Raw genomic sequence first — 26,291 nt, forward strand, 5'->3', positions numbered from 1 at the left:
TCCTTATTGCGTCGCGCCAAGCTGGTTGGCCGCGTCGAGCGCAGCCACCCTTGCTTTCGCCTGGTTCACCCAGTCGGACATCGCCTCCTGCGCGGGGTCGGGCAGTTTCGCGATCTCGTCGAGCGCCTCGGACAAGGCCCCCCGGTCGACACCGGCCTGCGCGCGCGACAGAACCGCATCCGCGCTATCGCCCTCTTTCGGCGCGACCGAGCGTGCCCCGGTCTGAGCCAGAAGGAAGGCGCCGACGCGATCGCTGATCGAGCCACCCGTCTCGGTGCGGCGCGCCGCCTGAAGCGCTGCCCGCGCGGCATCCGGGAAGCTCGATTGCAGCGACTGCAGGCTCGGAATGTCGCCACTGAGCGCCGCCGGTATTTCGACACCCGCGTCACGCAGATCGGCCAGCGGTGCATCGAGCGAAGTGCCCGCATCCAGCGCCGCTTTCACGCGCGCGGCCGCAGCCTGCGTCATTGCCGCCTTGGCGGCAGCTTCGCTTTGCGATTTCAGGCTCTGCGCCTGCGCTTCGGCTTCTTTGATCCGGGCTTCGGCGGCTTTCGCGGCCGCTTCGATCTCGGCTTGCGCCGCGCTGCCGCCAGTGTCGGTCTGCAGCGACGCGATCTGCGTTTTCAGATCTTCCAGCGCAGATTTATTCGCCCGGATCTCCGCATTGACCTGATCGAGCGCGCTTTGCACGCCAGACAGGTCCGGCGCAGGCGGCTGCGACGACTTCAGGGTCGCGATCTCTTCGGAGAGTTGGCCGATTTGCTTCGATTGGTCATCGAGTTTGGCTTGAATAGCCGCCTCGTCCACCGGGGCCGGCGCGGTCGGCAGCAATCCCGCAAGCTGCGGCGGCAGATTCGGGATCGCCCAGATCGCGACACCCGCTCCGATCAAAGCAGCAATCACACCGCCCAGGAAAGCGGACCCGAACCCGCCGCGCTTTTCGATCACCGGCTGGGGCGAGGTGCTCGCCTTTGTCGTATCGCTTTTCGGCGGAGTCTTGTCGGTGGTCGTGGCGCTCGCGGACTTCGCGGCCTGCGCTTTATCTTCCGATGCGCCGCTTGCGGCCGTTTTCTTCGGCTCGGCCTCCGGTTTTGCACTGGTCGTGGCCGGGGTCGAGGTCGTCTCGGCCTTCGCAGTCGCAGAACCGGACTTCGGTGCCGCATCGGACTTCGCAGGGGTCTGCGCTTTGGTTGCCGGCGTGGAGGTCGGCTTGGCGGTCCCGCTCGCGCTCTTGGAGGTATCCGCTTTGGTCGCTGGCGTAGACGTGGAGGACGACTTCGCGGGCGTGCTAGATTTCGATGCCGTAGCCGGCTTGCTGGACGCGGCCTCGCTCGACTTGTCCGCCGCCTCGGGAGTCGTGGCGGCCTTGCTATCCTTCGGGGTTTGCGAAGAGGTTGCGTCGGATTTGGTCTCGGACTCGGTCGTCGATTTCGCGTCTTCCGGCTTGCTCGTATCGGAAGATTTCCCGGTTGTCCGTTTCGCCATCGTCTAAGCCCTCCACTGCCGCACCAAATTGCGCGTTCACATCAACTTAGAAGTCAGTCCGCGACTGCTCAACCCGCCTTTTGCCTTTGCAGCAAGACGGCAAGCGCATCGAGCATCCCTTGCGCATCGGGATGCGAGGCAACTTCCAGATGGCACAAGCTAGCGCTTTTGAGGCGAGACGCCACTGCCTCGCTCATGGCTGCGACAAAGAGCGGCGGCTTAGGCGCATCGGGCATAGAATTTAGGAAGCGATCCGCCGCGTTTGGCGAGAAAATCGGCACTAACACAGGGCGCGATGCGCGCAGAACCGCCTGCGCCCCATCGCTCAACGGGCGTGAGACTTGGCGGTAAATGATCGCGGATTCAGTCTCTATTCCGGCGGAATTCAGCCGATTTTCGAGATCGAAGGCGACCTGCTCGCCCCTAAGAAACAGCAGTTTTCCGCCGAGCTCCCGCTGCGCGATCATTTCGCTCAACGTCTCCGCATCGCCCGGCCCGGCGATCGCATCGAACCCGGCCTCGCGTGCCGCCTGCGCCGTGCGCTGTCCCACGCAATAGGCGCGGCGACCCTGTCCCTGAGCCAGTCGTCGGAACGCGGCCACGGCATTTTGCGAGGTGAAGATTGCGGTCTGAAACTCGGGGATCGGCGTGTCTAGAGGCTCGATCTCCGTGAGCGGAGAGACCACGACGGGCCAATCATGCCCAAACCTGTTGCGAAATGCCTCGACGAATCCTTCTGCCGCGACGGCGGGTCGCGTGACGAGGAGAATCGGTCTCTCAGGCTGGCTGTCCATCCACCGCCCCGGGATTGTGCGAACGCTTCCCCGGTGTTACCTGCGTTGGATAACCCACGCAACAGGCGCCCCGATGACCGATAAGCTGACCTTTCTCGGGCTGGAATCGAGCTGCGACGATACGGCAGCGGCGATCGTGCGCCTGACGGATGGCCAGCCGGAGATCCTCTCGAGTGTCGTCGCCGGGCAGACCGATCTGCATGCGGCCTTCGGTGGCGTGGTCCCCGAAATCGCCGCGCGCGCGCATGCCGAGAAGCTCGATCTCTGCGTCGAAGAGGCGCTGGAAGAGGCCGGGCTTGGGCTCGACGCGCTGGATGGCATCGCGGTGACGGCGGGTCCGGGGCTGATCGGCGGGGTGATGTCGGGCGTGATGTGCGCCAAGGGTCTCGCCGCCGGGGCGGGTTTGCCGTTGGTTGGCGTTAACCACTTGGCGGGCCATGCGCTGACCCCGCGCCTGACCGACGGGCTGACATTTCCCTATCTGATGCTGCTGGTCTCGGGCGGGCATTGCCAGTTTCTGATCGCGAAAGGGCCGGAAGATTTCTCGCGGCTCGGCGGCACGATCGACGACGCGCCGGGCGAGGCCTTCGACAAGGCGGCGAAGCTGATGGCCCTGCCCCAACCCGGCGGACCCTCCGTCGAGGCCGAGGCGCGCAAGGGCGACCCCAAAGCTTTCGCTTTCCCGCGTCCCCTGCTGGATCGGCCCGGCTGCGATATGTCCTTCTCTGGGCTGAAGACCGCGCTGCTGCGCGCCCGCGATCAGGTGGTGGCGGAGCATGGCGGGCTGCCGCGCCAGATCCGCGCCGACCTTTGCGCGGGTTTCCAGCAAGCGATTGCGGATGTCCTGATCGAGAAGTCGCGGCGCGCCTTGGCGGAGTACCTGAAACTCGCACCCGCCAACCCCGGCTTCGCGGTCGCAGGCGGTGTCGCGGCAAATCAGGCCATTCGGGCTGGATTAGAGACTGTTTCACGGGAAATGGGCGCTGAATTCGTGGCCCCGCCCTTGAAGCTTTGCACCGATAACGCAGCGATGATCGCGTGGGCCGGGATCGAGCGGTTCCGCAGTGGCGCGCAAGACGGGATGGACCTGACCGCCCGCCCCCGCTGGCCGCTGGATCGCAGTGCCGCACCGCTTCTTGGATCGGGAAAGAAGGGGGCCAAGGCATGAGTATTTCGGTCCTGGGCGCGGGCGCTTTCGGCACGGCGATGGCGGTGACGCTGTCGCAAAACGGGCCGGTGACCCTTTGGGCGCGCGATGCCGAGCATGTGCAGGCCATGCGCGGGAGCGGCGAGAACGCACGCCGCCTTCCGGGTGTCAAACTGCCCGAAAACGTCACTATTTCGGCGGAAATCGCAGATGCGCTTCAGGCTGAGACGCTGCTTCTCGCGATGCCGATGCAGAAGATGGCCGGGTTTCTCGACACGCATTCCGACACGCTTGCGGGCAAGACCCTCGTCTCCTGCTCCAAGGGGATCGACCTCTCCACCGGCCAGGGGCCGACAGCCCTGATCCGCGCGAAAGTGCCGGGCGCGCGGGCTGCCGTGCTGACCGGACCGAGCTTTGCCGGCGATATCGCGCGCGGCCTTCCGACCGCGCTGACGCTTGCCTGCGCCGATCATTCCGAGGAGCTGCAGGCCGAGCTGTCGACACCGACGCTGCGGCTGTATCGCACGACCGACACGACCGGGGCGGAACTCGGCGGCGCGCTGAAGAATGTCTACGCGATCGCCGCAGGCACCGTGATCGGCGCGGGGCTTGGCGATTCCGCGCGCGCCGCGCTGATGACCCGCGGTTTCGCAGAGATGTTGCGGATCGCGATGGAATTGGGCGCCCGGCCCGAGACGCTGTCGGGCCTGTCGGGCTTCGGCGATCTGGTGCTGACCTGCACCTCGGCGCAATCGCGCAATTTCCGGCTGGGCCACGCGATCGGCGCGGGCGAAGCCTTCGATCCCTCGATCACCGTCGAGGGCGCCGCGACCGCGCAGGCCCTGAACAAGCTGGCCCATGCGCGCGGGTTGGAAATTCCGGTCGCCGCGATGGTTCTTGCGCTTACCGAACAGTCAATCAGCGTGGATGAGGCGATGCAGGCTCTGCTCGCCCGCCCCTTGAAGGAGGAATGAGATGTATTTTGCCGTGATCTGCCGCGACAAGCCCGGCGCTCTGCAAACCCGGATGGACAACCGCGAGAAGCACCTCGCCTATATCGAGGAGACCGGCGCGGTATTCATGGCGGGCCCGTTTCTCGAGAATGACCAGATGGTCGGCTCGCTCGTGATCGTGGAGGTCGACAGCCTCGAGGCCGCGCAGGACTGGGCCGCGAACGATCCCTATGCCAAGGCGGGGCTGTTCGAGGATGTGCAGGTCAAAGCGTGGAAAAAGGTGATCGGCTGATGCGGTACTGGCTGTTCAAATCGGAACCCAACAAGTTTTCCTGGGACGATCTGGTCGCCAAGGGCGATGCGGGCGAGGAATGGGACGGCATCCGCAACTATCTCGCGCGTAACAACATGCGCGAGATGAAGATCGGCGATCGCGGCCTGTTCTACCATTCGAATATCGGCAAGGAAGTCGTCGGGATCTGCGAGGTCGTGGCCGAGAGCCATCCGGATTCGACCACCGACGATCCGCGCTGGGATTGCGTGGACCTCAAGGCAGTGCGGCCCTTCACCAAGCCGGTGACGCTGGCCGATGTGAAAGGCGAGCCGCGCCTGTCGGAGATGTCGCTTGTAACCTCGATGCGGCTGTCGGTTCAGCCGGTCACCGAAGAGGAATGGAAGATCGTCTGCGAGATGGGCGAGACCGATCCGACCTGAGCCAGATAAAACAGGAGGGTTCCGGCACCCCAGCCAGAACCCTCCTTCACCCACGTGCACCCCTACGCACCACACGTGAAACTAAATCTCGGGTCTGGCCATCCTGGCCTCTGTCTTATCCGTATATGCAAAGATGCGGTCGCGCAAATGGCATCTACGGACAATATTCCTAAAATTCAGGGCGTTAACGGGAAACTCACGCCGAAAACGCGTGATTGCCATAGGGCGCCGCCGCACTAATCTAGGGGCATGCAGCCGGTCATTCTCGTCGCCCATGGATCCCCGTCAGAGCCTGAAATTCAGGAGAAGGCTCTGTTTTCCTTGGCCAATAAGGTCTCGGAGGAGATGCCGGGCCGCAAGATAGACGCCGCGACCCTTGCAAAGCCGGGATCGTTGGAGGCCGCCTTGGCGCGGCACGAAGATCCGGTGATCTATCCCTATTTCATGGCGCAGGGCTGGTTTACCAAGACCGAACTTCCCCGACGGCTGGAAGCGGCGGGCTCGCACGCGCGCCAGCTGGAGCCGTTCGGCGTCGATCCTGCGCTGCCCGATCTGCTGACCAGAGTGATCTTCGAAGCGCGCGCCTCGGAGGACATCCCCACCGACTCGCCCCTGATTCTCGTGGCGCACGGGTCGAAAATATCGCGGAAATCGCGCAATTCGGTTTACGACATGGCCGAAACCTTGGGCCGCAATCCAGCGATGCCGGAAATTCATGTGGCCCTGATCGAAGAGCCTCCGTTCCTCGAAGATGTGGCCCGCGCGCACCCGGATGGCGTGTGTCTGCCCTTCTTCGCGCTGCGGGCAGGACATGTGACAGGCGATATTCCTGAGGCCTTGCAAGCAGCTAGCTATCGGGGGCGCCTTTTACCCGAGATCGGGGCCCATCGTGAGGTTCCCGTCCTGATTGCACAGGCGATTTCGCGGGTCTGATCACGAACCTTCACGGACTCGTAGATTGTCACATAGCTGTTACATAATGTTTGCATAAGCGTCATCGAAGACCCCTAGGACCGCGCTGAGGCCACTCGACGGCCCAAATTTCAGAACACTGGGAGTGATCTATGAAATCGTTCAACCTCGCCGCCTCCGCGATCGCGATCGTTGCCGCTTCGGGCACCGCCGCTTTCGCGCGTGACAACATCCAGGTCGCCGGTTCCTCGACCGTGCTGCCCTACGCCTCCATCGTCGCCGAAGCCTTCGGCGAAAACTTCGATTACCCGACCCCGGTCGTGGAATCGGGCGGCTCCTCGGCTGGCCTGAAGCGCTTCTGCGAAGGCGTTGGCGAAAACACGATCGACGTCGCGAACGCTTCGCGCAAGATCAAGGACAAAGAAGTCGCGACCTGCGCCGACAACGGCGTCACCGACATCATGGAAGTCCGCATCGGCTATGACGGCATCGTCTTTGCGTCGCAAAAAGACGGCCCGGCCTTCAACGCTTTCACCCCCTCGGACATCTTCAACGCGCTCGGCGCGAAGGTCCTGAAGGACGGTTCGATCGTCGAGAACACCTACGGCAAGTGGAACGAGTTCAACTCGGACCTGCCGGATGCCGACATCATCGCCTTCATCCCGGGCACCAAGCACGGCACCCGTGAAGTCTTCGAAGAGAAAGTCCTGCTGCAGGGCTGCGAAGACACCGGCGCGATGCAGGCCATGGTCGACGGCGGCATGTCGGAAGACGACGCCGAGGACGCCTGCATGGCGGTCCGCACCGACGGCAAGGCTGTCGACATCGACGGCGACTACACCGAGACCCTCGCCCGCATCGGCTCGAACCCGAACGGCATCGGCGTCTTCGGTCTGGCGTTCTACGAGAACAACACCGACAAGCTGAAAGTCGCGACCATGTCGGGCGTCGAGCCCTCGACCGAGACCATCGCTTCGGGCGAGTACCCGGTGTCGCGTCCGCTCTACTTCTACGTCAAGAAAGCGCATATCGGCGTGATCCCCGGCCTGAAGGAATACGCTGAGTTCTTCGTCTCCGACGAGATCGCTGGCCCCGACGGCCCGCTCGCTCAGTACGGCCTCGTTGCCGACCCGGAACTGGCCAAGACCCAGGACGCCGTGGCGAACGAAGTGACCTTGGGTTCGGGCTCGTAATCGAGACCGCTATCTTCAGGGGGCGGCTTATTTCGCTGCCCCCTTTTTCCTTTTTGGTTATTTTCAACTGGTGGGGCTGAAATGCCTGTTTTGTGGATCGTTGTGATCGTGGTCGTGCTGGCGGCAATCGGCTTCGTGATGGGCCGTATGCGCGCGCTGAATTCAGCGGGCGAAGACCGACGGTCTCTGCACAGCCTGCCGAATTACTACGGCTTCAACGTCGCGATGTTCACCGCCGTCCCGGCGCTTCTTCTGCTGCTGGTCTGGATGGTGGCGCAGCCGCTGATCGTGAATGCCCGCGTCTCCGCCGAGATCCCCGATGCGCTGCTCGACGGCTCGAACATGAGCCTCGTGATGTCCGATGTCCGGCGCGTCGCCGACGGGCTCGACACCGCGATCGCCCAAGGCGCGCTGAGCGCACGGCAAGCCGCGAATATCGATCTGCAAACCATGGACCTGCGCGAAATTCTCGGCTCGGTCGGGGTCGCGCTCGGCTCCAGTGTCGATCCGGCGACGCTGAACGCGGCGCAGACCTATCGCGACATGACCTCGGTGGCCGATCTCGCGATGACGGTACTGGTTCTGCTGGCAGCCATCGCGGGCTTTGCCTTCGCCTACCTGCGCACGAACAAGGATTTCCGCGCCCGCAACACGGTGGAGAAAGGCGTGCGCGTTCTGCTGATCGCTGCGGCCTCCATCGCGATCCTGACGACGATCGGCATCGTTCTGTCGCTGGTCTTCAACACGGTCGAGTTCTTCCGCCTCTATCCGATCTCCGACTTCTTCTTCGGCACGACTTGGTCGCCGAGCTTCGGGGGCGGGTCGGAGCTGGGCATTCTGCCGCTTCTGTGGGGCACGCTCTATATCTCGCTGGTGGCGCTTCTCGTGGCGGTGCCGATCGGCCTGTTCGCCGCCGTCTACCTGTCGGAATACGCGACGAAATCAGTGCGCGGCGTCGTGAAACCGCTGCTCGAAGTCCTCGCCGGCATCCCGACCATCGTTTACGGCCTTTTCGCCCTACTGACCGTGGGCCCGTTCCTGCTGTCGATCTTCGGCGCGAATGGTCCGACCGCTGCGATGGCCGATGGTGGCTGGATGCATGCGGGTACGGCCGTGATGACCGCGGGTCTGGTAATGGGCATCATGCTGATCCCCTTCGTCTCCTCGCTGTCCGACGACATCATCAACGCGGTGCCGCAAAGCTTGCGCGACGGCTCCTATGGCCTCGGCGCGACGAAATCCGAAACGATCAAGCAGGTGATCCTGCCCGCAGCATTGCCCGGCATCGTCGGCGCCGTGCTTCTCGCAACCTCGCGCGCCATTGGCGAGACGATGATCGTGGTTCTGGGGGCAGGCGCCGCCGCGCGGCTCAGCATGAACCCGTTCGACGCGATGACCACCGTCACCGCCAAGATCGTCTCTCAGCTGACCGGTGACGCCGATTTCGCCTCCCCCGAGGCGCTGGTCGCCTTCGCGCTCGGCATGACGCTGTTCGTCCTGACGCTCGGGCTCAACATCTTCGCGCTCTACATCGTGCGCAAATACCGGGAGCAATACGAATGAGTGATGCGACCCAACACGGCGCAAGCCAGCCCGCGACGCGTTCGCTGCATCATGTCGATGCCCGCACGAAACGCCGCAACGCCTCCGAGAAGCGCTTCAAGGCGCTCGGCATCGGGGCGATCGGCATCGGCCTCGCTTTCCTCGTGATCCTGCTGGTGACGATCGTCTCCAACGGCGCGACCGCGTTTCAGCAGACTTTCATCGAAGTGCCGGTCCATCTGGACGCCGCGAAGCTCGACAAGAAGGGCAACCGCGATCCGGAGGATCTGAAGAAGGCGACGACCTTCACCTATAAGCCGCTGATCGAGAAAGCTCTGCTCGACGCCGTGCAGAAATCCGGCGCGACGACCGAGCTGGGCAAAGCCAAGGACATGAAGAACCTGATCTCGGCCTCGGCTGCGAGCCAGGTGCGCGACACGGTGCTCGCCGACCCGTCGATCATCGGCACGACGGTGGATTTCAAGATCCTCGCCTCGTCGCGGGTGGACAGCTACCTCAAGGGCCGCGTGCATCGCGACGAGATCGCCAAGGACAAGAACATCTCCGTGGCGCAGCTCGACCTCGTCGATCAGCTTCGCGACGCGGGCATCATCCATAAAGGTTTCAACTGGGCCTTCATCTTCGGCGCCGACGCCTCCGACAGCCGCGCCGAGCAGGCCGGGATCGGGATCTCGATGCTGGGCTCGTTCTACATGATGCTGGTGGTGCTAGTGCTGGCCCTGCCGATCGGGGTCGCCGCCTCGATCTATCTGGAAGAATTCGCGCCGAAGAACCGCTTCACCGACCTGATCGAGGTGAATATCTCGAACCTCGCAGCCGTGCCGTCGATCGTCTTCGGTATCCTCGGCCTCGCGGTCTTCATCCAGTTCGCGCATCTGCCGCAATCGGCCCCGCTGGTCGGTGGCCTCGTGCTGACGCTGATGACCCTGCCGACGATCATCATCTCGACCCGCGCCGCGCTGAAAGCCGTGCCGCCTTCGATCCGCGACGCCGCCCTCGGCGTTGGCGCATCGAAGATGCAATCGGTCTTCCACCACGTTCTGCCGCTGGCCATGCCCGGCATCCTGACCGGCACGATCATCGGTCTGGCGCAGGCTCTGGGCGAAACCGCGCCGCTCCTGCTGATCGGGATGGTGGGCTATATCGCGACCAACTCGCCGGACGGGTTCCTCGACGGGTTCGTCTCGCCCAACTCGGCCATGCCCGCGCAGATCTACGAGTGGGCCAAGCGCGCCGACCCGGCATTTTACGAACGCGCCTGGGGAGGTATCATCATTCTGCTGATCTTCCTTCTGGGCATGAACATCATCGCCATCATCCTGCGCCGCAAATTCGAGCGTCGTTGGTAAGGGAGCGCGAGACAAATGGAAGACATGAGCCTGACGGAGAGAGCCGTGACCACTGACGACATCAAGATCACCGCACGCAACGTGCAGGTCCATTACGGCGACACCCACGCGATCAAGGACGTCGATGTCGACATTCTCGACAAGACCGTCACCGCGTTCATCGGCCCGTCGGGCTGCGGGAAGTCGACCTTCCTGCGCTGCCTGAACCGGATGAACGACACGATCGATATCTGCCGCGTCGAGGGCGACATCAAACTCGACGGCGAAGACATCTACGACAAGCGCGTGGATCCGGTGCAGTTGCGCGCCAAGGTCGGCATGGTGTTCCAGAAACCGAACCCCTTCCCGAAGTCGATCTACGACAACGTGGCCTATGGGCCGAAAATCCACGGCCTGACGAAGAACAAGGCCGAGCTGGATCAGGTGGTCGAGGACTCGCTGCGCAAGGCCGCGCTGTGGAACGAGGTGAAAGATCGCCTGCACGCGCCCGGCACCGGGCTTTCGGGCGGTCAGCAACAGCGCCTGTGCATCGCGCGCGCCGTGGCGACCTCGCCGGAAGTGCTGCTGATGGACGAGCCCTGCTCGGCGCTCGATCCGATCGCGACCGCGCAGGTCGAGGAACTGATCGACGAACTTCGGGCGAATTTCTCGGTGGTGATCGTAACGCACTCGATGCAACAGGCCGCGCGCGTCAGTCAGAAGACCGCGTTCTTCCACCTCGGAAACCTCGTCGAATACGACGACACGGACAAGATTTTCACCAACCCGTCCGACAGCCGGACGGAAAGCTACATTACCGGCCGGATCGGCTGAGGAGGCAAATAATCATGAGCGAGCACATTCTTTCCGCCTTCGACCGCGACCTTGAGGCGGTGCAGGCATTGGTCGTCAAAATGGGCGGCCTCGTCGAGGAGCAGATCCTCGAAAGCGCCCGCGCGCTCGAAGTGCGCGATCTCGAACTGGCCGAGGAAATCCGCGGCCGCGACCGCGCCGTCGACGAGCTGGAAGAGAAGATCAACGAAGAGGCCGCGCGCCTGATCGCCCTGCGCGCCCCCGCCGCGCGCGACCTGCGCATGGCGCTCTCGGTCATCAAGATTTCGGCGAGCCTTGAGCGGGTCGGCGATTACGCGAAGAACATCGCCAAGCGCACGCAGGTTCTCTCCGACGGGCCGCAGATCAGTGGCACCGCGACCGCGATCCGCCGTATGGCGGGCACGACCGAAGCGATGCTGAAAGACGCGCTCGACGCCTATATCCAGCGCGACCCGAAACTGGCCGCCGATGTGCGCGAGCGCGATCTCGAAGTGGACCAGATGTATAACGCGCTGTTCCGCGAATTCCTGACCTACATGATGGAAGACCCGCGCAACATCACGCCCTGCATGCACCTGCATTTCATCGCCAAGAACATCGAGCGGATGGGCGACCATGCGACGACGATCGCCGAGCAGGTGATCTACCTCGTGACCGGCGAAATGCCGGAAGACGCGCGCCCGAAAAGCTCTAGCGTGGTTTGACGGAGACCTCAGAGATGTCGCCAGCCCAACAACCCTGTGTCCTCGTGGTCGAAGACGAAAACGCCCAGCGCGAAGTTCTCAGCTACAATCTCGAAGCCGAAGGGTTTCGCGTCGTGATGGCGGAGAACGGAGACGAGGGCCTCTTGTTCCTGAAGGAAGAGAAGCCCGATCTGATCGTGCTGGACTGGATGCTGCCCAATGTCTCCGGCATCGAGATTTGTCGCCGGGTGAAGGCCAATTCCGAGACCCGCAACATCCCTGTCATCATGCTCTCGGCACGCTCCGAAGAGGTGGATCGGGTGCGGGGCCTCGAGACCGGCGCGGATGACTACGTCGTGAAACCCTATTCGGTCGTCGAGCTGATGGCCCGCGTCCGCACCCAGCTGCGCCGCACGCGGCCCGCGACGATGGGCGAGCGGCTGAGCTTCGAGGACATTATCCTCGATGCCGAGGAACATCGCGTCTTCCGCAACGGCCAACCGCTGAAACTCGGGCCGACCGAGTTCCGGCTGCTCTCGACGATGATGGAAAAACCGGGCCGCGTCTGGACCCGCGATCAACTGCTCGACCGGGTCTGGGGGCGCGACATCTATGTCGACACCCGCACCATCGACGTCCATGTCGGGCGGCTGCGCAAGGCGCTGATGGCCAATGGCGGAGATGATCCGGTGCGCACGGTGCGCGGCACGGGCTACGCGCTGGGATAAAGCGAAACAGGCGCGCGGATCACCGCGCGCCTTTTCAATTCAGTCCTTCAGGCACAGCTTGCACGAGGCAAGCGCCGCCATATTGAGGATGTCGTTCACCGTGGACGTGGTCGAGCACAGCTGCACCGCGTGGCTCGTCCCGGTCAGGATCGGGCCGATCACGGTGGCGCCCGCCATCTCCTGCATCAGTTTCACAGAGATCGACGCCGAATGGCGTGCCGGCACGACGAGAATGTTGGCGGGGCCGGTCAGACGGCAGAACGGGTAGTTCTTCATCTGATCCATGTTGAGCGCCACATCGACGGTCATCTCGCCATCATACTCGAAATCCGCCCCGCGCGCGTCGAGCACTTTCGGCGCGACATGCATCTTCGTGGCCCGTTCCGAGACCGGATAGCCGAAGGTCGAGAAGGAGCAGAAGGCCACACGCGGCTCGAGGCCCAGACCCCGCGCCACATGCGCGCCCGCCGTCGCGATATCGGCCAGATCGTTCTCGTCGGGCCATTCATGCACCAGCGTATCGCCGATCAGCACGACCCGGCCTTTGTTCAGCAGGGCGGTGATTCCGACCGCCCCATCCGAAGGCTTCGCATCGATGACCTTGTTGATCAATTCCAGCACATGGGCCGATTTCCGGGTCGCGCCCGTGACCATCGCGTCGCCATGCCCATGGACCAGCATCAGCGCCGCGAAGACATGCCGGTCGCGCGTCGCCAGCTTATGCGCATCCTCGCGGTCCACACCCTGCCGTTGCAGGCGCTTATACAGGAAATCCTTGTAGCTCTCGGTATTCTTGGAATTGGCCGCATTCACCACGCGCAGCTCGCGATAGGCATCGCCCAAGCCAGCCGCTTCGAGCTTTTCCTTCACGTCCTGCTCGCGGCCCACGACCAGAGCCTCGCCCATGCCGGAGCGCTGATAGGCCACGGCGGCGCGCAGCACCCGCTCGTCATCGCCCTCGGCAAAGATCATCTTCGCCTGAGCCTGACGCGCACGGCTCTGGATGCCCTGCAGGATCGAGGCGGTCGGGTCCATCCGGGCTTTCAGGCTTTGGGCATACCCCTCCATGTCGATGATCGGACGCCGCGCGACACCGGTATCCATCCCGGCTTTCGCAACCGCCGGCGGGATCACGTGGATCAGCCGCGGGTCGAACGGCGTCGGAATGATGTAATCGCGCCCGAAGCTGAGTTTGCGCCCATAGGCCATCGCGACCTCGTCGGGCACATCCTCGCGGGCAAGCTCCGCCAGAGCGTTGGCGCAGGCGATCTTCATCTCGTCATTGATCGCGCGGGCGTGGATGTCGAGCGCGCCGCGGAACAGATAGGGGAAGCCGAGGACGTTGTTCACCTGGTTCGGGTAATCCGACCGCCCCGTCGCCACGATCGCATCGGGACGCACCGATTGCGCCTCTTCCGGCGTGATCTCCGGATCCGGGTTCGCCATCGCGAAGATCACCGGATTGTCGGCCATCGACTGCACCATCTCGGGCGTCACCGCGCCCTTGGCCGACACGCCAAGGAACACATCCGCGCCTTCCATCGCCTCTTCGAGCGAGCGCGCATCGGTCACCGCCGCATGGGCCGATTTCCACTGGTTCATACCCTCGGTGCGACCCTGATAGATCACGCCCTTGGTGTCGCACATGATGCAGTTGTCGTGCTTCGCACCCATCGCCTTCACAAGCTCCAGACAGGCGATGCCCGCAGCGCCCGCGCCGTTCAGCACGATCTTGCAGTCCTCGATCTTCTTGCCCGACAGCTCCAGCGCGTTGATCAGCCCCGCCGCACAGATCACCGCCGTGCCGTGCTGATCGTCGTGGAACACCGGGATGTCCATCAGCTCCTTGAGCCGCTGCTCGATGATGAAACATTCCGGCGCCTTGATATCCTCGAGGTTGATCCCCCCGAAGGTCGGCCCCATCAGCTTCACCGCGTTGATGATCTCGTCGGCATCCTCGGTATCGAGCTCGATATCGATCGCGTTCACGTCAGCGAAGCGCTTGAAGAGAACCGCCTTGCCCTCCATCACCGGTTTCGACGCCAGCGCCCCGAGATTGCCGAGCCCTAGAATGGCCGAACCGTTCGAGATCACGGCGACCATGTTGCCCTTCACGGTGTAATCGTAGGCCAGTTCGGGGTTCTCGGCGATCGCCTCCACCGGAACCGCGACGCCGGGACTGTAGGCCAGCGACAGATCGCGCTGCGACGTCATCGGCTTCGACGCCGTGATGTCATATTTGCCCGGATGTGGGTCGAGGTGATAGGCCAACGCCTCTTCGGGCGTGATACGGTTCTTGCTGGGCATTGGGCCGGTGCTCCTCCTGCAGGTCCGAACCCGTTTAACGTCCCGTGATCCGTCACTCAACGGAATTGCGCCCGAATCCGGGGTTTTGTAGGGTCGCACGACCAGCAAATGGGGGGCACATGGCCAAGCCGACCGTCACACCGATGATGGAACAGTATCTGGGGATCAAGGAGGCCAATCCGGGCGCGCTCCTGTTCTATCGGATGGGTGATTTCTACGAGATGTTCTTTCAGGACGCGGTCGATGCCGCATCCGCGCTCGACATCGCGCTGACCAAGCGCGGTCAGCACATGGGCGAGGATATCGCGATGTGCGGCGTTCCCGTGCACGCGGCCGAGGGCTACCTGCTGACGCTGATCCGCAAAGGCTTCCGCGTGGCGATCGCCGAGCAGATGGAGGACCCGGCCGAGGCGAAGAAGCGCGGCTCGAAATCCGTCGTGAAACGCGATGTGGTGCGGCTGGTCACGCCCGGCACGCTGACCGAGGAAAGCCTGCTGGAGGCTCGCCGCCACAACTTCCTCGCCGCCTGGGCGGAAGTGCGCGACGAGGCCGCGATCGCCTGGGTCGATATCTCCACCGGCGAGTTCCGTGTGACGCCCTGCCCACTGTCGCGGCTGGGGCCGGAACTAGCCCGGCTTGCGCCGCGTGAAGTTCTGGTCAGCGAGGTAAAAGAGGGCGATTGCGCCGAAATAGTCTCTGATATGCGGGCCGCGATGACGCCCTTGTCCCGCGCGAGCTTCGACAGTCAGGCCGCCGAGACGCGGCTTCTGTCGCTCTATTCGATCGGGTCTCTCGATGCTTTCGGCAGCTTCACCCGCGCCGAGATGGCCGCGATGGGAGCGATCGTCGATTACCTCGAGATCACGCAGAAGGGCAAACTGCCCCTGCTGCGCCGTCCCGTGCATGAAGACAGCGGCGCGGCGATGCAGATCGACGCCGCCACGCGGCGTAATCTGGAATTGACGCAGGCTCTGTCAGGCGGACGCGAAGGCTCGCTCCTCAACGCCATCGACCGCACGGTGACGGCAGGTGGCGCGCGGCTTCTGGAACGCCGGATCTCCGCCCCCTCTCGGAACCTGACCGAAATCCACGCGCGGCACGATTCCGTGCGTTTTCTGCTGGAGCAGGGTCGATTTGCCGAAGATATCCGCGCCGATCTGAAGCGCTGCCCCGATATGGATCGCGCGCTGTCACGTCTCGCCCTCGACCGTGGCGGCCCGCGCGACATGGCCGCGATCCGCAACGGGTTGGAGCAGGCCGAGCGGATCGCCGAAGCCGTGGCCGCCGTCGAGGCCCCACCGCTGCTCGCCGAGGCTGCGAAAGCCCTCATGGGCCATGACGATCTCACCGCCCTTCTGGATGCGGCGCTCATCGCGGAACCGCCGCTTCTCGCGCGCGATGGCGGCTTCATTGCGACGGGCTATGACGAAGATCTCGACCAGACGCGCCAACTGCGCGACGAAGGCCGCGGCGTGATCGCGAAGATGCAGGCCGAATATATCGAGGCCACCGGGATCAATTCGCTGAAGATCAAGCACAACAACGTGCTGGGCTATTTCATCGAAACCACGGCCACCCATGCCGAGAAGATGCTCGCCCCGCCGCTGTCGGAACGCTTCATCCATCGTCAGACCACCGCGAACCAGGTGCGCTTCACGACCGTCGAACTGAGCGAGATCGAAACCCGGATTCTCAATGCCGGAAACCATGCGCTGGAGATCGAAAAAAGGCTCTATTCCAGCCTAAGACAGGCCATTCTCGACCGCGCGGGCCCGATCAACGAAGCCTCGCGCGCACTTGCCGAAATCGACCTCGCCAGCGCTTTCGCGACGCTCGCCCGCAACGAAGACTGGGCAGAACCCACCGTCGATGACAGCCACGCGTTCGAGATCGAGGGTGGGCGGCATCCGGTCGTCGAAGCCTCGCTGAAAAAATCCGGCGAGCCTTTCATCGCGAATGACTGCGAACTGACCGAGGGCGCGACGCCCGCGATCTGGCTGCTCACCGGTCCGAACATGGCCGGTAAATCGACCTTCCTGCGGCAGAACGCCCTGATCGCGCTTCTCGCACAGGCGGGCAGCTTCGTTCCGGCGAAATCCGCCCATATCGGCCTTGTGTCTCAACTCTTCAGCCGCGTCGGTGCGGCGGACGATCTGGCGCGGGGCCGGTCGACCTTCATGGTGGAGATGGTCGAAACCGCCGCGATCCTCAATCAGGCTGACGACCGCGCTCTGGTCATTCTCGACGAGATCGGCCGCGGCACCGCGACCTATGACGGGCTCTCGATCGCTTGGGCCGTCATGGAACATCTGCACGCGTCCAACCGTTGCCGCGCGCTCTTCGCGACCCACTACCACGAGATGACCGCGCTTTCGGCCAAGCTGGACGGCGTCGAGAATGCGACCGTCGCGGTGAAGGAATGGGAAGGCGAGGTGATCTTCCTGCACGAGGTTCGCAAAGGCGCCGCCGACCGCTCCTACGGCGTTCAGGTCGCGCGCCTCGCCGGGCTTCCGCATTCCGTCGTGGAACGCGCCCGGATCGTGCTCGATGCGCTGGAGAAAGGCGAGCGCGAAGGTGGCGGCAAGAAACAGGCGGTGATCGACGATCTGCCCCTGTTTTCAGTGTCTAACACACCACAACCGGCCGCCGCGCCTACTGGTCCGTCGGAGCTGGAAGAGCGGCTGAAAGCTCTCATTCCGGACGACATGACACCGAAAGACGCGCTCGACGCTCTCTACGAGCTTCGCGCGCTTCTCAAGGAGTGATCTTCGTTTTGGAGAAAATATCTCGGGGGTCTGGGGGCAGCGCCCCCAGCCTTGCCGATCAGGATTTCGGAGTGGAGCTGACGCCCACTTTCGCCGGTCGCAGCAGCCGGTCGTGGATCATGAAGCCGTTCTCCATGACCTGAATGATGTCGCCGGCCTTGGTGCCGGGCGCGGGCGCTTCGAACATCGCCTCATGCATCTGCGGGTCGAATTTCTCACCGACCTCGGGCGCCACCGTGGTGATGCCGTGACGGGCGAACACGTTGAGCAATTCGCGCTGGGTCAGTTCGACGCCTTCGAGGAACGGCCCGGCCTGCGAACGAACGTCCTCATTCGCGGCTTCGAGCGCACGCGAGAGCGCGTCGAACACGGGCAGCATGTCGCGCGCAAGGCGCGTGCCGCCATAATTCGAGGCTTCCTGACGTTCCTTGTCGGCACGTTTGCGCGCGTTCTCGGCATCTGCCAGCGCGCGCATGAATCGGTCGCGATAATCGTCGCGCTCCGCACGCAATGCCTCGAGCTCGTCGGCCTCTTCGGCCATCACATCTTCGAAACTCTCGTCGATATGCGCCTGATCCTCGGCAATCTCGTCTTTTTTCTCGCTCATGCCATTCATCCTTTGCCCTGGCCGGAGATCATCCGCCCGACCAGTTGCGCTGTGTAGTCCACGATCGGCACGATGCGCCCGTAGTTGAGCCGGGTCGGCCCAATCACGCCCACCGCACCAATGATCTTTCGGTCAGCGTTCATATATGGAGAGACGACCAAAGAGGAACCCGAAAGAGAGAAAAGTTTGTTCTCTGAGCCAATAAAAATACGCACGCCTTCGCCATCCTCGGCCAGATCGAGGAATTCGGCGATGTCCCGCTTCCGCTCGAGATCGTCGAAGAGCGAGCGGATCCGGTCGAGGTCGTCTTCGGAGCCCAAAAGATTGGCACGACCGCGCACGATCAGCCGCTCGTAGCGCTCGCCCTTGTTCTCCCAAGCCGCCAATCCGCTGTCGATCAGCTCGGTCGCGAGCGAATCGATTTCGGTGCGGTGATTTGCGATCTCGCGGGCGATGTGACCACGCAGCTCCGACAGGGTTTTCCCCTCCGCCATCGCGTTGAGGAAATTCGCGGCTTCCCGCATCGAGGACGGCGTCTGACCCAGCGGCGGCGTGAAGACCCGGTTTTCCACCTGCCCGTCCGCGAAGACGAGCACCACCAGCGCCCGGTCGGGCGAGAGCGAGACGAATTCGATATGCCGGATCGGGGCTTCGTGTTTCGGCGTCAGAACGAGGCTCGCGCCCTGCGTCATCCCCGAAAGCGCATTCGAAACCCGATCCAACAAAGACCCTACATCGCCTGAATTCGCCCCCATCGTGGCATCGAGCGCGGCGCGGTCCTCTTCGCCGAGATGGTTAACTTCCATCACCCCATCGACGAACAGCCGCAGGCCCGTCTGCGTCGGAACACGTCCGGCAGAGACATGGGGGCTGTCCAGAAGCCCGAGATATTCGAGGTCCTGCATCACGTTGCGGATCGTCGCCGCCGAGAGCTTCTCGTTCATCTCTCGGGTCAGGCTCCGCGAGCCCACGGGACCGCCGGTCGTCAGATAGCCTTCGACCACCCGGCGAAACACTTCGCGGGAGCGGTCGTTCAGTTCGGAAAGAATATCGTTCTGTTCACTCATCGCGCTTCATCCCTGCTGACTTAAAGCCGCGCGAAGCCGAAGGTCAATCACGGCACGGGGGTTGCATCGCTGCGCATGGGCGATCAAATGGGGTGAATTCATTAGAAAGGACCCCACGATGCGCCCATCCGGCAGAGAGTTAAGTGAACTTCGCCCGATTTCAATCGAGACCGGGGTTACGAAACACGCAGAAGGGTCTTGCCTGATCAAAATGGGCGACACCCATGTGCTGTGCACCGCCACGATCGAAGACCGCGCGCCGTCTTTCCTCAAAGGCTCTGGCCTTGGCTGGGTGACGGCGGAATACGGCATGCTGCCGCGCGCGACCAACACGCGTAACCGTCGCGAGGCCGCGGCAGGCAAGCAAGGCGGAAGAACCGTTGAAATTCAACGACTTATCGGTCGCGCACTGCGCGCTGGCGTCGATCGCTCCGCGCTTGGCGAACGTCAAATCGTCGTCGATTGCGATGTGATCCAGGCCGATGGCGGCACGCGCTGCGCCTCGATCACCGGCGGTTGGGTCGCGCTGCGTCTGGCTGCGAACAAGCTGATGAAATCGGGCGCCTGCACTTCCGATCCGCTTCTCGACCATGTCGCGGCCCTGTCCTGCGGCATTTATGCGGGCCAGCCGGTCGCCGATCTCGACTATGCCGAGGATAGCGAAGCGGGCACCGACGGGAATTTCATCATGACTGGCGCTGGCAAGCTGATCGAAGTGCAGATGTCGGCGGAAGGCGCGACCTTCTCGCGCGAACAGATGGATCGGCTTCTCGATCTGGCCGAAGAAGGCGCGGCGAAGCTCGTCGAAATGCAGAAAGCGGCCATCGGATGAGGAGCTTCACCGAAAAGAAGCTGCTGGTTGCGACCCATAACGCCGGAAAGCTCGAGGAGATCAAAGCTATCCTCGCGCCTTTCGGCGTCGAGGTCGTCGGCGCGAAGGAAATGAACCTCCCCGAGCCGGAAGAAACCGAGAGCACCTTCGTCGGCAATGCGCGGATCAAGGCCCATGCCGCGGCGAAAGCGACCGGCCTGCCCGCCTTGGCGGACGATTCCGGCATTGAAGTCGACTGTCTCGACGGTGCGCCGGGCGTTTACACGGCCGATTGGGCGACCACCCCGAACGGCCGCGACTTCACCATGGCGATGGAAAAGACCTGGAAGGCCTGCGACGAGATTGAAGCGGACCTGCCGCGGACCGCGCGCTTCCGCTCGACCCTGGTTCTGGCCTGGCCCGACGGGCATGACGAGGTGTTCGACGGCCGTGTCGAAGGCCAGCTGGTTTGGCCGATGCGCGGCGCTTTGGGGCATGGCTATGACCCGATGTTCCAGCCCGATGGCTTTGAGCTGACCTTCGCGGAGATGGATCCCGCGCAAAAGAACGAGATTTCGCACCGTGCGGATGCTTTCCGCAAGTTCGTGACGATTTTCGAAGCGCAATGACCGAGGATTGGCGGCACGGAGGGTTCGGCCTCTACCTTCACTGGCCGTTCTGTGCCGCCAAATGCCCCTATTGCGACTTCAATTCGCATGTCGCGACCGCCATCGACCAGAAACGATGGCTCTCTGCCTATCTCAGCGAACTCGACCGTTATGCGGCGCAGACGGAAGGCCGGATTTTGAACACGGTTTTCTTCGGCGGCGGCACACCCTCGCTGATGGATCCCGAGATCGTCGCCGCGATCATCGAACGCATCCGTAGAAACTGGCAAACCAGCAACGATTTCGAGATTACCCTCGAAGCGAACCCCACAAGTGTCGAATCCGGGCGGTTTAGAGCCTTTTCCAAGGCTGGCGTGAACCGCGTCTCGATGGGAATGCAAGCCCTGAATGACGAAGATCTCCGTCGCTTGGGCCGGATGCACTCGGTCGCAGAAGGCCAAAAAGCTTTCGACATCGCGCGCAAGCAGTTCGATCGCGTGAGCTTTGATCTGATCTACGCGCGCCAGCACCAGACGATCGAGGAGTGGAAAGCAGAGCTGGACGAGGCGCTGGAAATGGCGGTCGATCATCTCTCGCTCTATCAGCTGACCATCGAACCGGGCACGGTTTTCGGCGCGCGGCAGGACGCGGGCAAGCTGCGCGGTATTCCGGAGGACGATATCTCCGCCGAGATGTACTTCGCGACGCAGGAAATCTGCGAGAAGCACGGCCTGCCCGCCTATGAGATCTCGAACCACGCGCGCCCGGGTGCCGAGAGCCGCCATAACCTGATTTACTGGCGTTATGGCGACTATATCGGCATCGGCCCCGGCGCACATGGGCGCCTGACCGAAAATGGTGTCCGCCACGCCACCGATACGCTCAAACAGCCCGGCGCCTGGCTTGCGCAGGTGGAAAAAACCGGTGCCGGAGAGAACGAACGCGCCGCCCTGCCCCGCGAAGAACAGGCAATCGAATATCTTTTGTTCGCGCTGCGCCTGTCCGAAGGGCTCGAGATGGAACGGTTCAACAAAATCTCGCGTTCTCCGCTCGATGAGGCGACAATGCGCCATCTTGAGGATATTGGCATGGTCAAAAGAGAGAACGGATTTCTGCGCGCAACGGATCAAGGCCGCCCGGTTTTGAACGCCATTATTCGCGATCTTATCCCCTGATGCGCATCCTCTGGCTCACGCTTGGCATCATCTCGGCTGGGATCGGGATCATCGGGCTGTTTCTGCCACTCGTCCCGACCGTACCGTTGATGCTTCTGGCGACCTTTTGCTTCGCGCGCTCCTCTGATCGTCTGCACAACTGGATCATCACCCATCCGCGCTTCGGGCCGCAGGTTATCGACTGGCAGGAACGGCGCGCCATCGCAAAACGTGCGAAAATCGCCGCAACAGTGTCTGTTTTCGCGGCTTTCGGCCTGTCTTTGGCCTTCCGGTTACCGGTCGAAATTCTGACGATTCAGGGGATCACCCTGCTCGGCGTCCTGATTTTCATCTGGACGCGCCCGAATAGCTGATCAGCCGTTGCTGAGCATCTGGCAAAGCTTGTCGAGCTCCTCCAGATCGTCGTAAGCAATCGTAATCTTGCCGCCACCGCTGCTGGTATGATCGATCGCGACCTTCATCCCGATGGTCGCGGACAGATCGCCCTCGAGCGCCCGCGTGTCAGCGTCTTTCTGGGGCTTCGGACGCGCTTTGCGCTCTTCCCCGCCCTGCTGCTTCTTCGCAAGCTTCTCGACATCGCGCACCGAAAGCGTCTTCGCAACGGCCTGTTTCGCGAGGCTGACCGGATCTTCCGCGGTGATCATCGCCCGCGCATGACCGGCGGACAGCTTCCCCTCGCGCAGATAGACCTGCACTTCTTCGGGCAGCTGCAGCAGACGCATCAGATTCGCGATGTGGCTACGGCTTTTCGACAGCGCTTCGGCCAGTTTCTCCTGCGTATGCCCAAAGCGGCTCATCAACTGCTTATAGGCAAGCGCCTCTTCGAGCGCATTGAGGTCGGCGCGCTGAATATTCTCGATAATCGCGACTTCCAGCACTTCCGTGTCGTTGAATTCGCGAATGATGACCGGAAGCTGGTGCAGCTTGGCCATCTGCGACGCGCGCCACCGGCGTTCACCGGCCACGATCTCGTAATGATCGGGCTTCGTCGGGTGTTTGCGCACGATAAGCGGCTGAATCACGCCCTTTTCGCGGATCGAAGACGCCAGTTCTTCCAAAGCGGCCGGCTCGAAATCGCGACGCGGCTGATCGGGGTTCGGCTCGATCTTCTCGACCGGGACATATTGCTCCGGGCGACGCGGAGACGTCGTCGTCTCGGCCGGATTCAAATCAACATCCGCCATCAAAGCCGACAAACCACGCCCCAATCCACGCTTTTCGCGTTCCTTTGCCATTCTCACACCGCCTTTGCCAGTTCATGCCGCGACATCAATTCGCTGGCGAGATTCCGATAGGCCAATGCCCCGCGCGAACTGCTGTCGTAGCTGAGCACCGGCATCGCGTAGGATGGCGCCTCGGAGACCCGCACATTCCTCGGGATCATCGTCCGGAACACCAACTCGCCCAACGTCGCACGCGCATCCGCCTCCACCTGCTGCGAGAGATTGTTCCGCACGTCATACATCGTGAGAACGACCCCCTCGATTCGCAGGTTACGATTCGCGCTCAGGCGGATCTCCCGGATCGTCAGCATCAGCTGCGAAAGCCCTTCGAGCGCGAAGAACTCCGCCTGCAGCGGCACCAGAACCGAATGCGACGCAACCATCGCGTTGATCGTCAGAAGGCTCAACGATGGCGGGCAATCGATCAAGATATAGTCGAAGCCATAGCTATCAACATCTGGATGTCGTAGCGCGTCATGCAGAAGGAAGCTGCGCTTTTCGGTCGAGACAAGCTCCATATCCGCCGAAGACAGGTCCGTCGTGGCCGGGCAGAGGTAAAGACCGTCGATCTCGGTCTTATGCAGAACCGAGGAAACCGGCGCGTCTTCGATCAGCAGATCGTAGGTCGTCAGCTCGCGATCATCGGGCTCGATACCCAGGCCCGTCGACGCATTCCCCTGCGGATCGAGATCGATCAGAAGAACCTTCCGCCCGGCTTCAACCAGCCCTGCAGCGAGGTTGATCGCCGTCGTCGTCTTCCCCACGCCGCCTTTCTGGTTCGCAATCGCAATGATTTTCGGTTCATTTGCGCGAATTGGATCAGACACGCTCGGCTCCGTGGATTTTCAGGACAACACTGTTTGGATCGCTGAGGCTTTCGATCGCCTCGTAGTCAAAGGACCAGCTTTCCTGCGCCTGCGCAAGTTCTTCCTGCCAGCGCGCGCCCTTCGGGAAGATAGCGATGCCGGAGGGCTTCAGATGCCGGGCGCTGAATTCCAGTAGTTTCGGCAGATTCGCGAGGGCTCGGGCCGAGACGACATCGGCCTTCAGCGGCGCAATCTCTTCGATTCGTTGCGCGAAAACGCGGATATTGAGCGACAGCTCCCGAGTGACCGTCGAGAGAAAGGCCGATTTTCGGAGATCCGATTCGACCAAAATGACCTGGCGTTCCGGCGCCTTTTCCGCCGACAGAATCGCGATCACCAAACCCGGAAAGCCGCCCCCTGCCCCGAAATCTGCCCAAATCCGTGCATTTTCCGGTGCCATCGCGAAAATCTGGGCCGAATCGAGAAAGTGGCGCGACCACATATCCTCCAAAGTCGACTTCGCGACGAGGTTAATCGCGGGATTCCACTTCTTGAGCAGCGCCTCATAGGCAAACAGCTTATCCAATGTTTCACGTGAAACATCGAATCGCGTGGCGAACTCTTCGGCCTCAGGCGTCGTCATGCAGAGCGTTCCCGCTTCGACTGCCGCAGGCGCGCCAAGATCAAAGTCAGCGCCGCGGGAGTTACGCCGTCGAAACGTCCCGCCTGCCCCAAAGTTTTCGGCATCGCGCGCTTGAGTTTGCCCTTCAACTCGTTCGAGAGCCCCTGCAGGGAATCGAAATCGAAATCTTCGGGAATTTCCCATCCCTCATCGCGCTTAAGGGAAGCCGCGTCGACCTCCTGACGCGCAACGTAATTCGCATAGAGCGCATCGATCGACAGCTGCCGCGCCGTCTCATCTGAGAGATTCTGCAATTCCGGCAGCGCCTCTTGCAGCGCGGGCATCGTGATATCGGGGAAAGACAGCAGATCGAAAGCCGTCCGCCGCGTCCCGTCCTCGTTCACCTTGAAGCCCTTCGCCTTGGCCTCTTTGGGCGTCAGCGAAATCGACTGCAGCAGCTCCCGCCCTGCCGTTAGATCGGCGGATTTCTCTTCAAAGAGAGCCCGGCGCGTCTCGCCGACACAGCCGATCTCGATCCCCATCCCCGTCAAGCGCTGGTCGGCATTGTCGGCCCGCAACGACAGACGGAACTCGGCCCGCGAGGTAAACATGCGGTAAGGTTCGGTTACCCCGCGCGAGGTCAGATCGTCGATCATCACGCCGATATAGCTCGACGTCCGGCTGAAATGCACCGGCGCGCCCGCCTTCGCAGAGGATGCTGCATTCAAGCCAGCGACGAGGCCCTGAGCTGCGGCCTCCTCATATCCTGTGGTCCCGTTGATCTGACCCGCAAGATATAGGCCAGGGACGGCACGCAACTGCAGCGTCGCGTCCAGCGCGCGCGGATCGACATAGTCATATTCGATCGCGTAACCGGGCTGCAGGATCTTCGCCTCCTCCAACCCGAAGATCGAATGGACGTAATCTTCCTGAACATCGACCGGCAGCGAGGTGGAAATCCCGTTCGGATAGACCGTGTCGTCGTCCAGGCCTTCCGGCTCGAGGAAAATCTGATGCGAGTCCTTATCCGCGAAGCGCACGACCTTATCTTCGATCGACGGGCAATAGCGGGGCCCCACCCCGGAAATATGACCGCCATACATCGCCGAGCGGTCAAGGTTGCCCCGGATGATGTCATGCGTCCGCGCGTTCGTATGGGTGATCCCGCACGAGATCTGCCCGACCTCGGGGGTCCGGTTCAGGAAAGAAAACATCACTGGATCATCATCGCCGGGCTGGCTCTCCAGCTTATCCCAGGCAATCGTCTTCCCATCCAGCCGCGGCGGCGTGCCCGTTTTAAGGCGCCCCATCGGCAGATCCATCGCGTAAAGCCGTTCCGCCAGCGCGCGCGAGGGCCGATCCCCGATGCGACCACCCGGACGCTGCTGGTCACCAATATGGATCACGCCATTCAGGAACGTCCCAGACGTCAGGATCGCCGACTGACAGTTCAACGTCAGACCATCGGCCAGCACCACGCCGGTGACCCGACCGCCTTCGACGCGTAGATCGGTCACCTCACCCTCGATCACCTCGAGGTTGGGCTGCGCTGCGGTCATACGTTGGGCAGCCTCGCGGTAGAGTTTGCGATCCGCCTGAGCGCGCGGGCCTTGCACGGCGGGGCCTTTACGTCGGTTAAGAAGGCGAAACTGGATACCCGCGGCGTCGGCAAACCGCCCCATCACCCCATCCAGCGCATCGATCTCACGCACCAGATGGCCCTTACCGAGCCCACCGATCGCCGGATTGCACGACATCACCCCGATCGCATCGGCGCGAAGCGTCACCAAAGCCACCTGCGCACCCATCCGGGCCGCCGCATGGGCTGCCTCGGTTCCGGCGTGCCCGCCTCCGATCACGATGACGTCGTAATGTTTCACGTGAAACACTCCTTACTTTCCGATGCAGAAGCTCGAGAAAATTTCGTCCAACAGGTTCTCGACATCCACCCGACCGAGCAACGCTT

Annotated in this window: 26 protein-coding genes; 17 read left to right on the forward strand and 9 right to left on the reverse strand. The window is 62.7% G+C overall.

Going from position 1 to position 26,291, the window contains the following annotated elements:
* Positions 1-3: 3 nt before the first annotated feature.
* Positions 4-891 (reverse strand): COG4223 family protein, encoded by an 888-nt coding sequence (locus AXZ77_RS19085; protein ID WP_141536306.1) that lies wholly within the window; start codon positions 889-891, stop codon positions 4-6.
* Between the two features lie 106 nt (positions 892-997).
* On the opposite strand from AXZ77_RS19085, the gene AXZ77_RS19090 reads away from it, so the two are divergent.
* Positions 998-1,492: a hypothetical protein gene (locus tag AXZ77_RS19090; RefSeq protein ID WP_141536307.1), complete on the forward strand. Its 495-nt coding sequence runs from the start codon at positions 998-1,000 to the stop codon at positions 1,490-1,492.
* A gap of 61 nt (positions 1,493-1,553) precedes the next feature.
* Here the strand turns inward: AXZ77_RS19090 and AXZ77_RS19095 are convergent, their stop codons facing one another.
* On the reverse strand, positions 1,554-2,279 hold the full coding sequence (locus tag AXZ77_RS19095; protein WP_098412366.1) for a uroporphyrinogen-III synthase: 726 nt from the start codon (positions 2,277-2,279) through the stop codon (positions 1,554-1,556).
* A 73-nt stretch (positions 2,280-2,352) separates the two neighbouring features.
* On the opposite strand from AXZ77_RS19095, the gene tsaD reads away from it, so the two are divergent.
* The 11 genes from tsaD (at position 2,353) to phoB (ending at position 12,334) form a co-directional block, all read left to right on the forward strand.
* The gene (tsaD, locus tag AXZ77_RS19100; protein WP_098412367.1) at positions 2,353-3,447 is read left to right on the forward strand and encodes a tRNA (adenosine(37)-N6)-threonylcarbamoyltransferase complex transferase subunit TsaD; all 1,095 of its coding nucleotides are present in this window, start codon (positions 2,353-2,355) and stop codon (positions 3,445-3,447) included.
* Positions 3,444-4,400, forward strand: coding sequence for an NAD(P)H-dependent glycerol-3-phosphate dehydrogenase (locus AXZ77_RS19105; protein WP_098412368.1), 957 nt, complete (start codon positions 3,444-3,446; stop codon positions 4,398-4,400). Before tsaD ends, AXZ77_RS19105 begins: the two co-directional genes overlap by 4 nt.
* Before the next feature lies 1 nt (position 4,401).
* On the forward strand, positions 4,402-4,671 hold the full coding sequence (locus tag AXZ77_RS19110; protein ID WP_098412369.1) for a YciI family protein: 270 nt from the start codon (positions 4,402-4,404) through the stop codon (positions 4,669-4,671).
* Positions 4,671-5,093 carry an EVE domain-containing protein gene (locus tag AXZ77_RS19115; protein WP_078522684.1) on the forward strand — a complete coding sequence of 141 codons (423 nt, stop codon included), beginning with the start codon at positions 4,671-4,673 and terminating at the stop codon, positions 5,091-5,093. The genes AXZ77_RS19110 and AXZ77_RS19115 overlap by 1 nt, the downstream gene beginning before the upstream one ends.
* 249 nt (positions 5,094-5,342) lie before the next feature.
* Positions 5,343-6,026, forward strand: a complete 684-nt coding sequence (locus AXZ77_RS19120; RefSeq protein ID WP_098412370.1) for a sirohydrochlorin chelatase — start codon at positions 5,343-5,345, stop codon at positions 6,024-6,026.
* A 131-nt stretch (positions 6,027-6,157) separates the two neighbouring features.
* Positions 6,158-7,198, forward strand: a complete 1,041-nt coding sequence (locus AXZ77_RS19125) for a PstS family phosphate ABC transporter substrate-binding protein (RefSeq protein ID WP_098412371.1) — start codon at positions 6,158-6,160, stop codon at positions 7,196-7,198.
* A gap of 81 nt (positions 7,199-7,279) precedes the next feature.
* On the forward strand, positions 7,280-8,761 hold the full coding sequence (gene pstC / locus AXZ77_RS19130; RefSeq protein ID WP_098412372.1) for a phosphate ABC transporter permease subunit PstC: 1,482 nt from the start codon (positions 7,280-7,282) through the stop codon (positions 8,759-8,761).
* Positions 8,758-10,110, forward strand: a complete 1,353-nt coding sequence (gene pstA / locus AXZ77_RS19135) for a phosphate ABC transporter permease PstA (RefSeq protein WP_098412373.1) — start codon at positions 8,758-8,760, stop codon at positions 10,108-10,110. Before pstC ends, pstA begins: the two co-directional genes overlap by 4 nt.
* Before the next feature lie 15 nt (positions 10,111-10,125).
* Complete coding sequence (gene pstB / locus AXZ77_RS19140; RefSeq protein ID WP_078522679.1) at positions 10,126-10,923, forward strand: phosphate ABC transporter ATP-binding protein PstB; 798 nt, start codon at positions 10,126-10,128, stop codon at positions 10,921-10,923.
* Between the two features lie 14 nt (positions 10,924-10,937).
* Positions 10,938-11,627, forward strand: coding sequence for a phosphate signaling complex protein PhoU (phoU, locus tag AXZ77_RS19145; protein WP_176536084.1), 690 nt, complete (start codon positions 10,938-10,940; stop codon positions 11,625-11,627).
* A gap of 14 nt (positions 11,628-11,641) precedes the next feature.
* Positions 11,642-12,334, forward strand: a complete 693-nt coding sequence (gene phoB, locus AXZ77_RS19150; protein ID WP_078522678.1) for a phosphate regulon transcriptional regulator PhoB — start codon at positions 11,642-11,644, stop codon at positions 12,332-12,334.
* A gap of 39 nt (positions 12,335-12,373) precedes the next feature.
* Here the strand turns inward: phoB and AXZ77_RS19155 are convergent, their stop codons facing one another.
* Positions 12,374-14,641 carry an NADP-dependent malic enzyme gene (locus AXZ77_RS19155; protein ID WP_098412374.1) on the reverse strand — a complete coding sequence of 756 codons (2,268 nt, stop codon included), beginning with the start codon at positions 14,639-14,641 and terminating at the stop codon, positions 12,374-12,376.
* Positions 14,642-14,760: 119 nt separating this feature from the next.
* On the opposite strand from AXZ77_RS19155, the gene mutS reads away from it, so the two are divergent.
* The gene (mutS, locus tag AXZ77_RS19160; protein WP_098412375.1) at positions 14,761-17,406 is read left to right on the forward strand and encodes a DNA mismatch repair protein MutS; all 2,646 of its coding nucleotides are present in this window, start codon (positions 14,761-14,763) and stop codon (positions 17,404-17,406) included.
* 58 nt (positions 17,407-17,464) lie between these two features.
* Here mutS and AXZ77_RS19165 read toward each other — a convergent pair whose 3' ends face one another.
* Complete coding sequence (locus AXZ77_RS19165) at positions 17,465-18,013, reverse strand: nucleotide exchange factor GrpE (RefSeq protein WP_083079478.1); 549 nt, start codon at positions 18,011-18,013, stop codon at positions 17,465-17,467.
* Between the two features lie 5 nt (positions 18,014-18,018).
* Positions 18,019-19,080: a heat-inducible transcriptional repressor HrcA gene (hrcA, locus tag AXZ77_RS19170; RefSeq protein WP_083079480.1), complete on the reverse strand. Its 1,062-nt coding sequence runs from the start codon at positions 19,078-19,080 to the stop codon at positions 18,019-18,021.
* A gap of 118 nt (positions 19,081-19,198) precedes the next feature.
* On the opposite strand from hrcA, the gene rph reads away from it, so the two are divergent.
* The 4 genes from rph to AXZ77_RS19190 are packed head-to-tail and all read left to right on the forward strand — an operon-like array spanning position 19,199 to position 22,027.
* On the forward strand, positions 19,199-19,912 hold the full coding sequence (gene rph / locus AXZ77_RS19175) for a ribonuclease PH (RefSeq protein WP_083079482.1): 714 nt from the start codon (positions 19,199-19,201) through the stop codon (positions 19,910-19,912).
* Positions 19,909-20,520, forward strand: coding sequence for an RdgB/HAM1 family non-canonical purine NTP pyrophosphatase (rdgB, locus tag AXZ77_RS19180; protein WP_098412376.1), 612 nt, complete (start codon positions 19,909-19,911; stop codon positions 20,518-20,520). Before rph ends, rdgB begins: the two co-directional genes overlap by 4 nt.
* Positions 20,517-21,674 (forward strand): radical SAM family heme chaperone HemW, encoded by a 1,158-nt coding sequence (gene hemW, locus AXZ77_RS19185; RefSeq protein ID WP_098412377.1) that lies wholly within the window; start codon positions 20,517-20,519, stop codon positions 21,672-21,674. Before rdgB ends, hemW begins: the two co-directional genes overlap by 4 nt.
* The gene (locus AXZ77_RS19190) at positions 21,674-22,027 is read left to right on the forward strand and encodes a YbaN family protein (RefSeq protein WP_098412378.1); all 354 of its coding nucleotides are present in this window, start codon (positions 21,674-21,676) and stop codon (positions 22,025-22,027) included. The genes hemW and AXZ77_RS19190 overlap by 1 nt, the downstream gene beginning before the upstream one ends.
* On the opposite strand, the gene AXZ77_RS19195 is transcribed toward AXZ77_RS19190, so the two are convergent.
* The 4 genes from AXZ77_RS19195 to mnmG are packed head-to-tail and all read right to left on the reverse strand — an operon-like array spanning position 22,028 to position 26,205.
* The gene (locus AXZ77_RS19195; RefSeq protein WP_078522669.1) at positions 22,028-22,909 is read right to left on the reverse strand and encodes a ParB/RepB/Spo0J family partition protein; all 882 of its coding nucleotides are present in this window, start codon (positions 22,907-22,909) and stop codon (positions 22,028-22,030) included.
* 2 nt (positions 22,910-22,911) lie between these two features.
* A complete protein-coding gene (locus tag AXZ77_RS19200; protein WP_078522668.1) occupies positions 22,912-23,724 on the reverse strand; it encodes a ParA family protein in 813 nt (270 codons plus the stop codon).
* Positions 23,717-24,346, reverse strand: coding sequence for a 16S rRNA (guanine(527)-N(7))-methyltransferase RsmG (gene rsmG, locus AXZ77_RS19205; RefSeq protein WP_098412379.1), 630 nt, complete (start codon positions 24,344-24,346; stop codon positions 23,717-23,719). The genes AXZ77_RS19200 and rsmG overlap by 8 nt, the downstream gene beginning before the upstream one ends.
* Positions 24,343-26,205 carry a tRNA uridine-5-carboxymethylaminomethyl(34) synthesis enzyme MnmG gene (gene mnmG / locus AXZ77_RS19210; protein WP_098412622.1) on the reverse strand — a complete coding sequence of 621 codons (1,863 nt, stop codon included), beginning with the start codon at positions 26,203-26,205 and terminating at the stop codon, positions 24,343-24,345. Before mnmG ends, rsmG begins: the two co-directional genes overlap by 4 nt.
* Positions 26,206-26,291 lie beyond the last annotated feature (86 nt).

Source organism: Thioclava sp. ES.031 (assembly GCF_002563775.1).
Taxonomy (GTDB): Bacteria; Pseudomonadota; Alphaproteobacteria; order Rhodobacterales; family Rhodobacteraceae; genus Thioclava.

What these genes read in the sequence shown, in the direction of transcription:
- AXZ77_RS19190 (WP_098412378.1), top strand. Translation starts at nt 21,674, where the DNA reads ATGCGCATCCTCTGGCTCACGCTTGGCATCATCTCGGCTGGGATCGGG.
- AXZ77_RS19155 (WP_098412374.1), bottom strand. Translation starts at nt 14,641, where the DNA reads ATGCCCAGCAAGAACCGTATCACGCCCGAAGAGGCGTTGGCCTATCAC.
- AXZ77_RS19095 (WP_098412366.1), bottom strand. Translation starts at nt 2,279, where the DNA reads ATGGACAGCCAGCCTGAGAGACCGATTCTCCTCGTCACGCGACCCGCC.
- mutS (WP_098412375.1), top strand. Translation starts at nt 14,761, where the DNA reads ATGGCCAAGCCGACCGTCACACCGATGATGGAACAGTATCTGGGGATC.
- pstC (WP_098412372.1), top strand. Translation starts at nt 7,280, where the DNA reads ATGCCTGTTTTGTGGATCGTTGTGATCGTGGTCGTGCTGGCGGCAATC.
- AXZ77_RS19115 (WP_078522684.1), top strand. Translation starts at nt 4,671, where the DNA reads ATGCGGTACTGGCTGTTCAAATCGGAACCCAACAAGTTTTCCTGGGAC.
- tsaD (WP_098412367.1), top strand. Translation starts at nt 2,353, where the DNA reads ATGACCGATAAGCTGACCTTTCTCGGGCTGGAATCGAGCTGCGACGAT.
- hrcA (WP_083079480.1), bottom strand. Translation starts at nt 19,080, where the DNA reads ATGAGTGAACAGAACGATATTCTTTCCGAACTGAACGACCGCTCCCGC.
- rph (WP_083079482.1), top strand. Translation starts at nt 19,199, where the DNA reads ATGCGCCCATCCGGCAGAGAGTTAAGTGAACTTCGCCCGATTTCAATC.
- AXZ77_RS19110 (WP_098412369.1), top strand. Translation starts at nt 4,402, where the DNA reads ATGTATTTTGCCGTGATCTGCCGCGACAAGCCCGGCGCTCTGCAAACC.
- phoB (WP_078522678.1), top strand. Translation starts at nt 11,642, where the DNA reads ATGTCGCCAGCCCAACAACCCTGTGTCCTCGTGGTCGAAGACGAAAAC.
- hemW (WP_098412377.1), top strand. Translation starts at nt 20,517, where the DNA reads ATGACCGAGGATTGGCGGCACGGAGGGTTCGGCCTCTACCTTCACTGG.
- phoU (WP_176536084.1), top strand. Translation starts at nt 10,938, where the DNA reads ATGAGCGAGCACATTCTTTCCGCCTTCGACCGCGACCTTGAGGCGGTG.
- AXZ77_RS19125 (WP_098412371.1), top strand. Translation starts at nt 6,158, where the DNA reads ATGAAATCGTTCAACCTCGCCGCCTCCGCGATCGCGATCGTTGCCGCT.
- AXZ77_RS19105 (WP_098412368.1), top strand. Translation starts at nt 3,444, where the DNA reads ATGAGTATTTCGGTCCTGGGCGCGGGCGCTTTCGGCACGGCGATGGCG.
- pstB (WP_078522679.1), top strand. Translation starts at nt 10,126, where the DNA reads ATGGAAGACATGAGCCTGACGGAGAGAGCCGTGACCACTGACGACATC.
- rdgB (WP_098412376.1), top strand. Translation starts at nt 19,909, where the DNA reads ATGAGGAGCTTCACCGAAAAGAAGCTGCTGGTTGCGACCCATAACGCC.
- AXZ77_RS19195 (WP_078522669.1), bottom strand. Translation starts at nt 22,909, where the DNA reads ATGGCAAAGGAACGCGAAAAGCGTGGATTGGGGCGTGGTTTGTCGGCT.
- AXZ77_RS19165 (WP_083079478.1), bottom strand. Translation starts at nt 18,013, where the DNA reads ATGAGCGAGAAAAAAGACGAGATTGCCGAGGATCAGGCGCATATCGAC.
- rsmG (WP_098412379.1), bottom strand. Translation starts at nt 24,346, where the DNA reads ATGACGACGCCTGAGGCCGAAGAGTTCGCCACGCGATTCGATGTTTCA.
- pstA (WP_098412373.1), top strand. Translation starts at nt 8,758, where the DNA reads ATGAGTGATGCGACCCAACACGGCGCAAGCCAGCCCGCGACGCGTTCG.
- AXZ77_RS19120 (WP_098412370.1), top strand. Translation starts at nt 5,343, where the DNA reads ATGCAGCCGGTCATTCTCGTCGCCCATGGATCCCCGTCAGAGCCTGAA.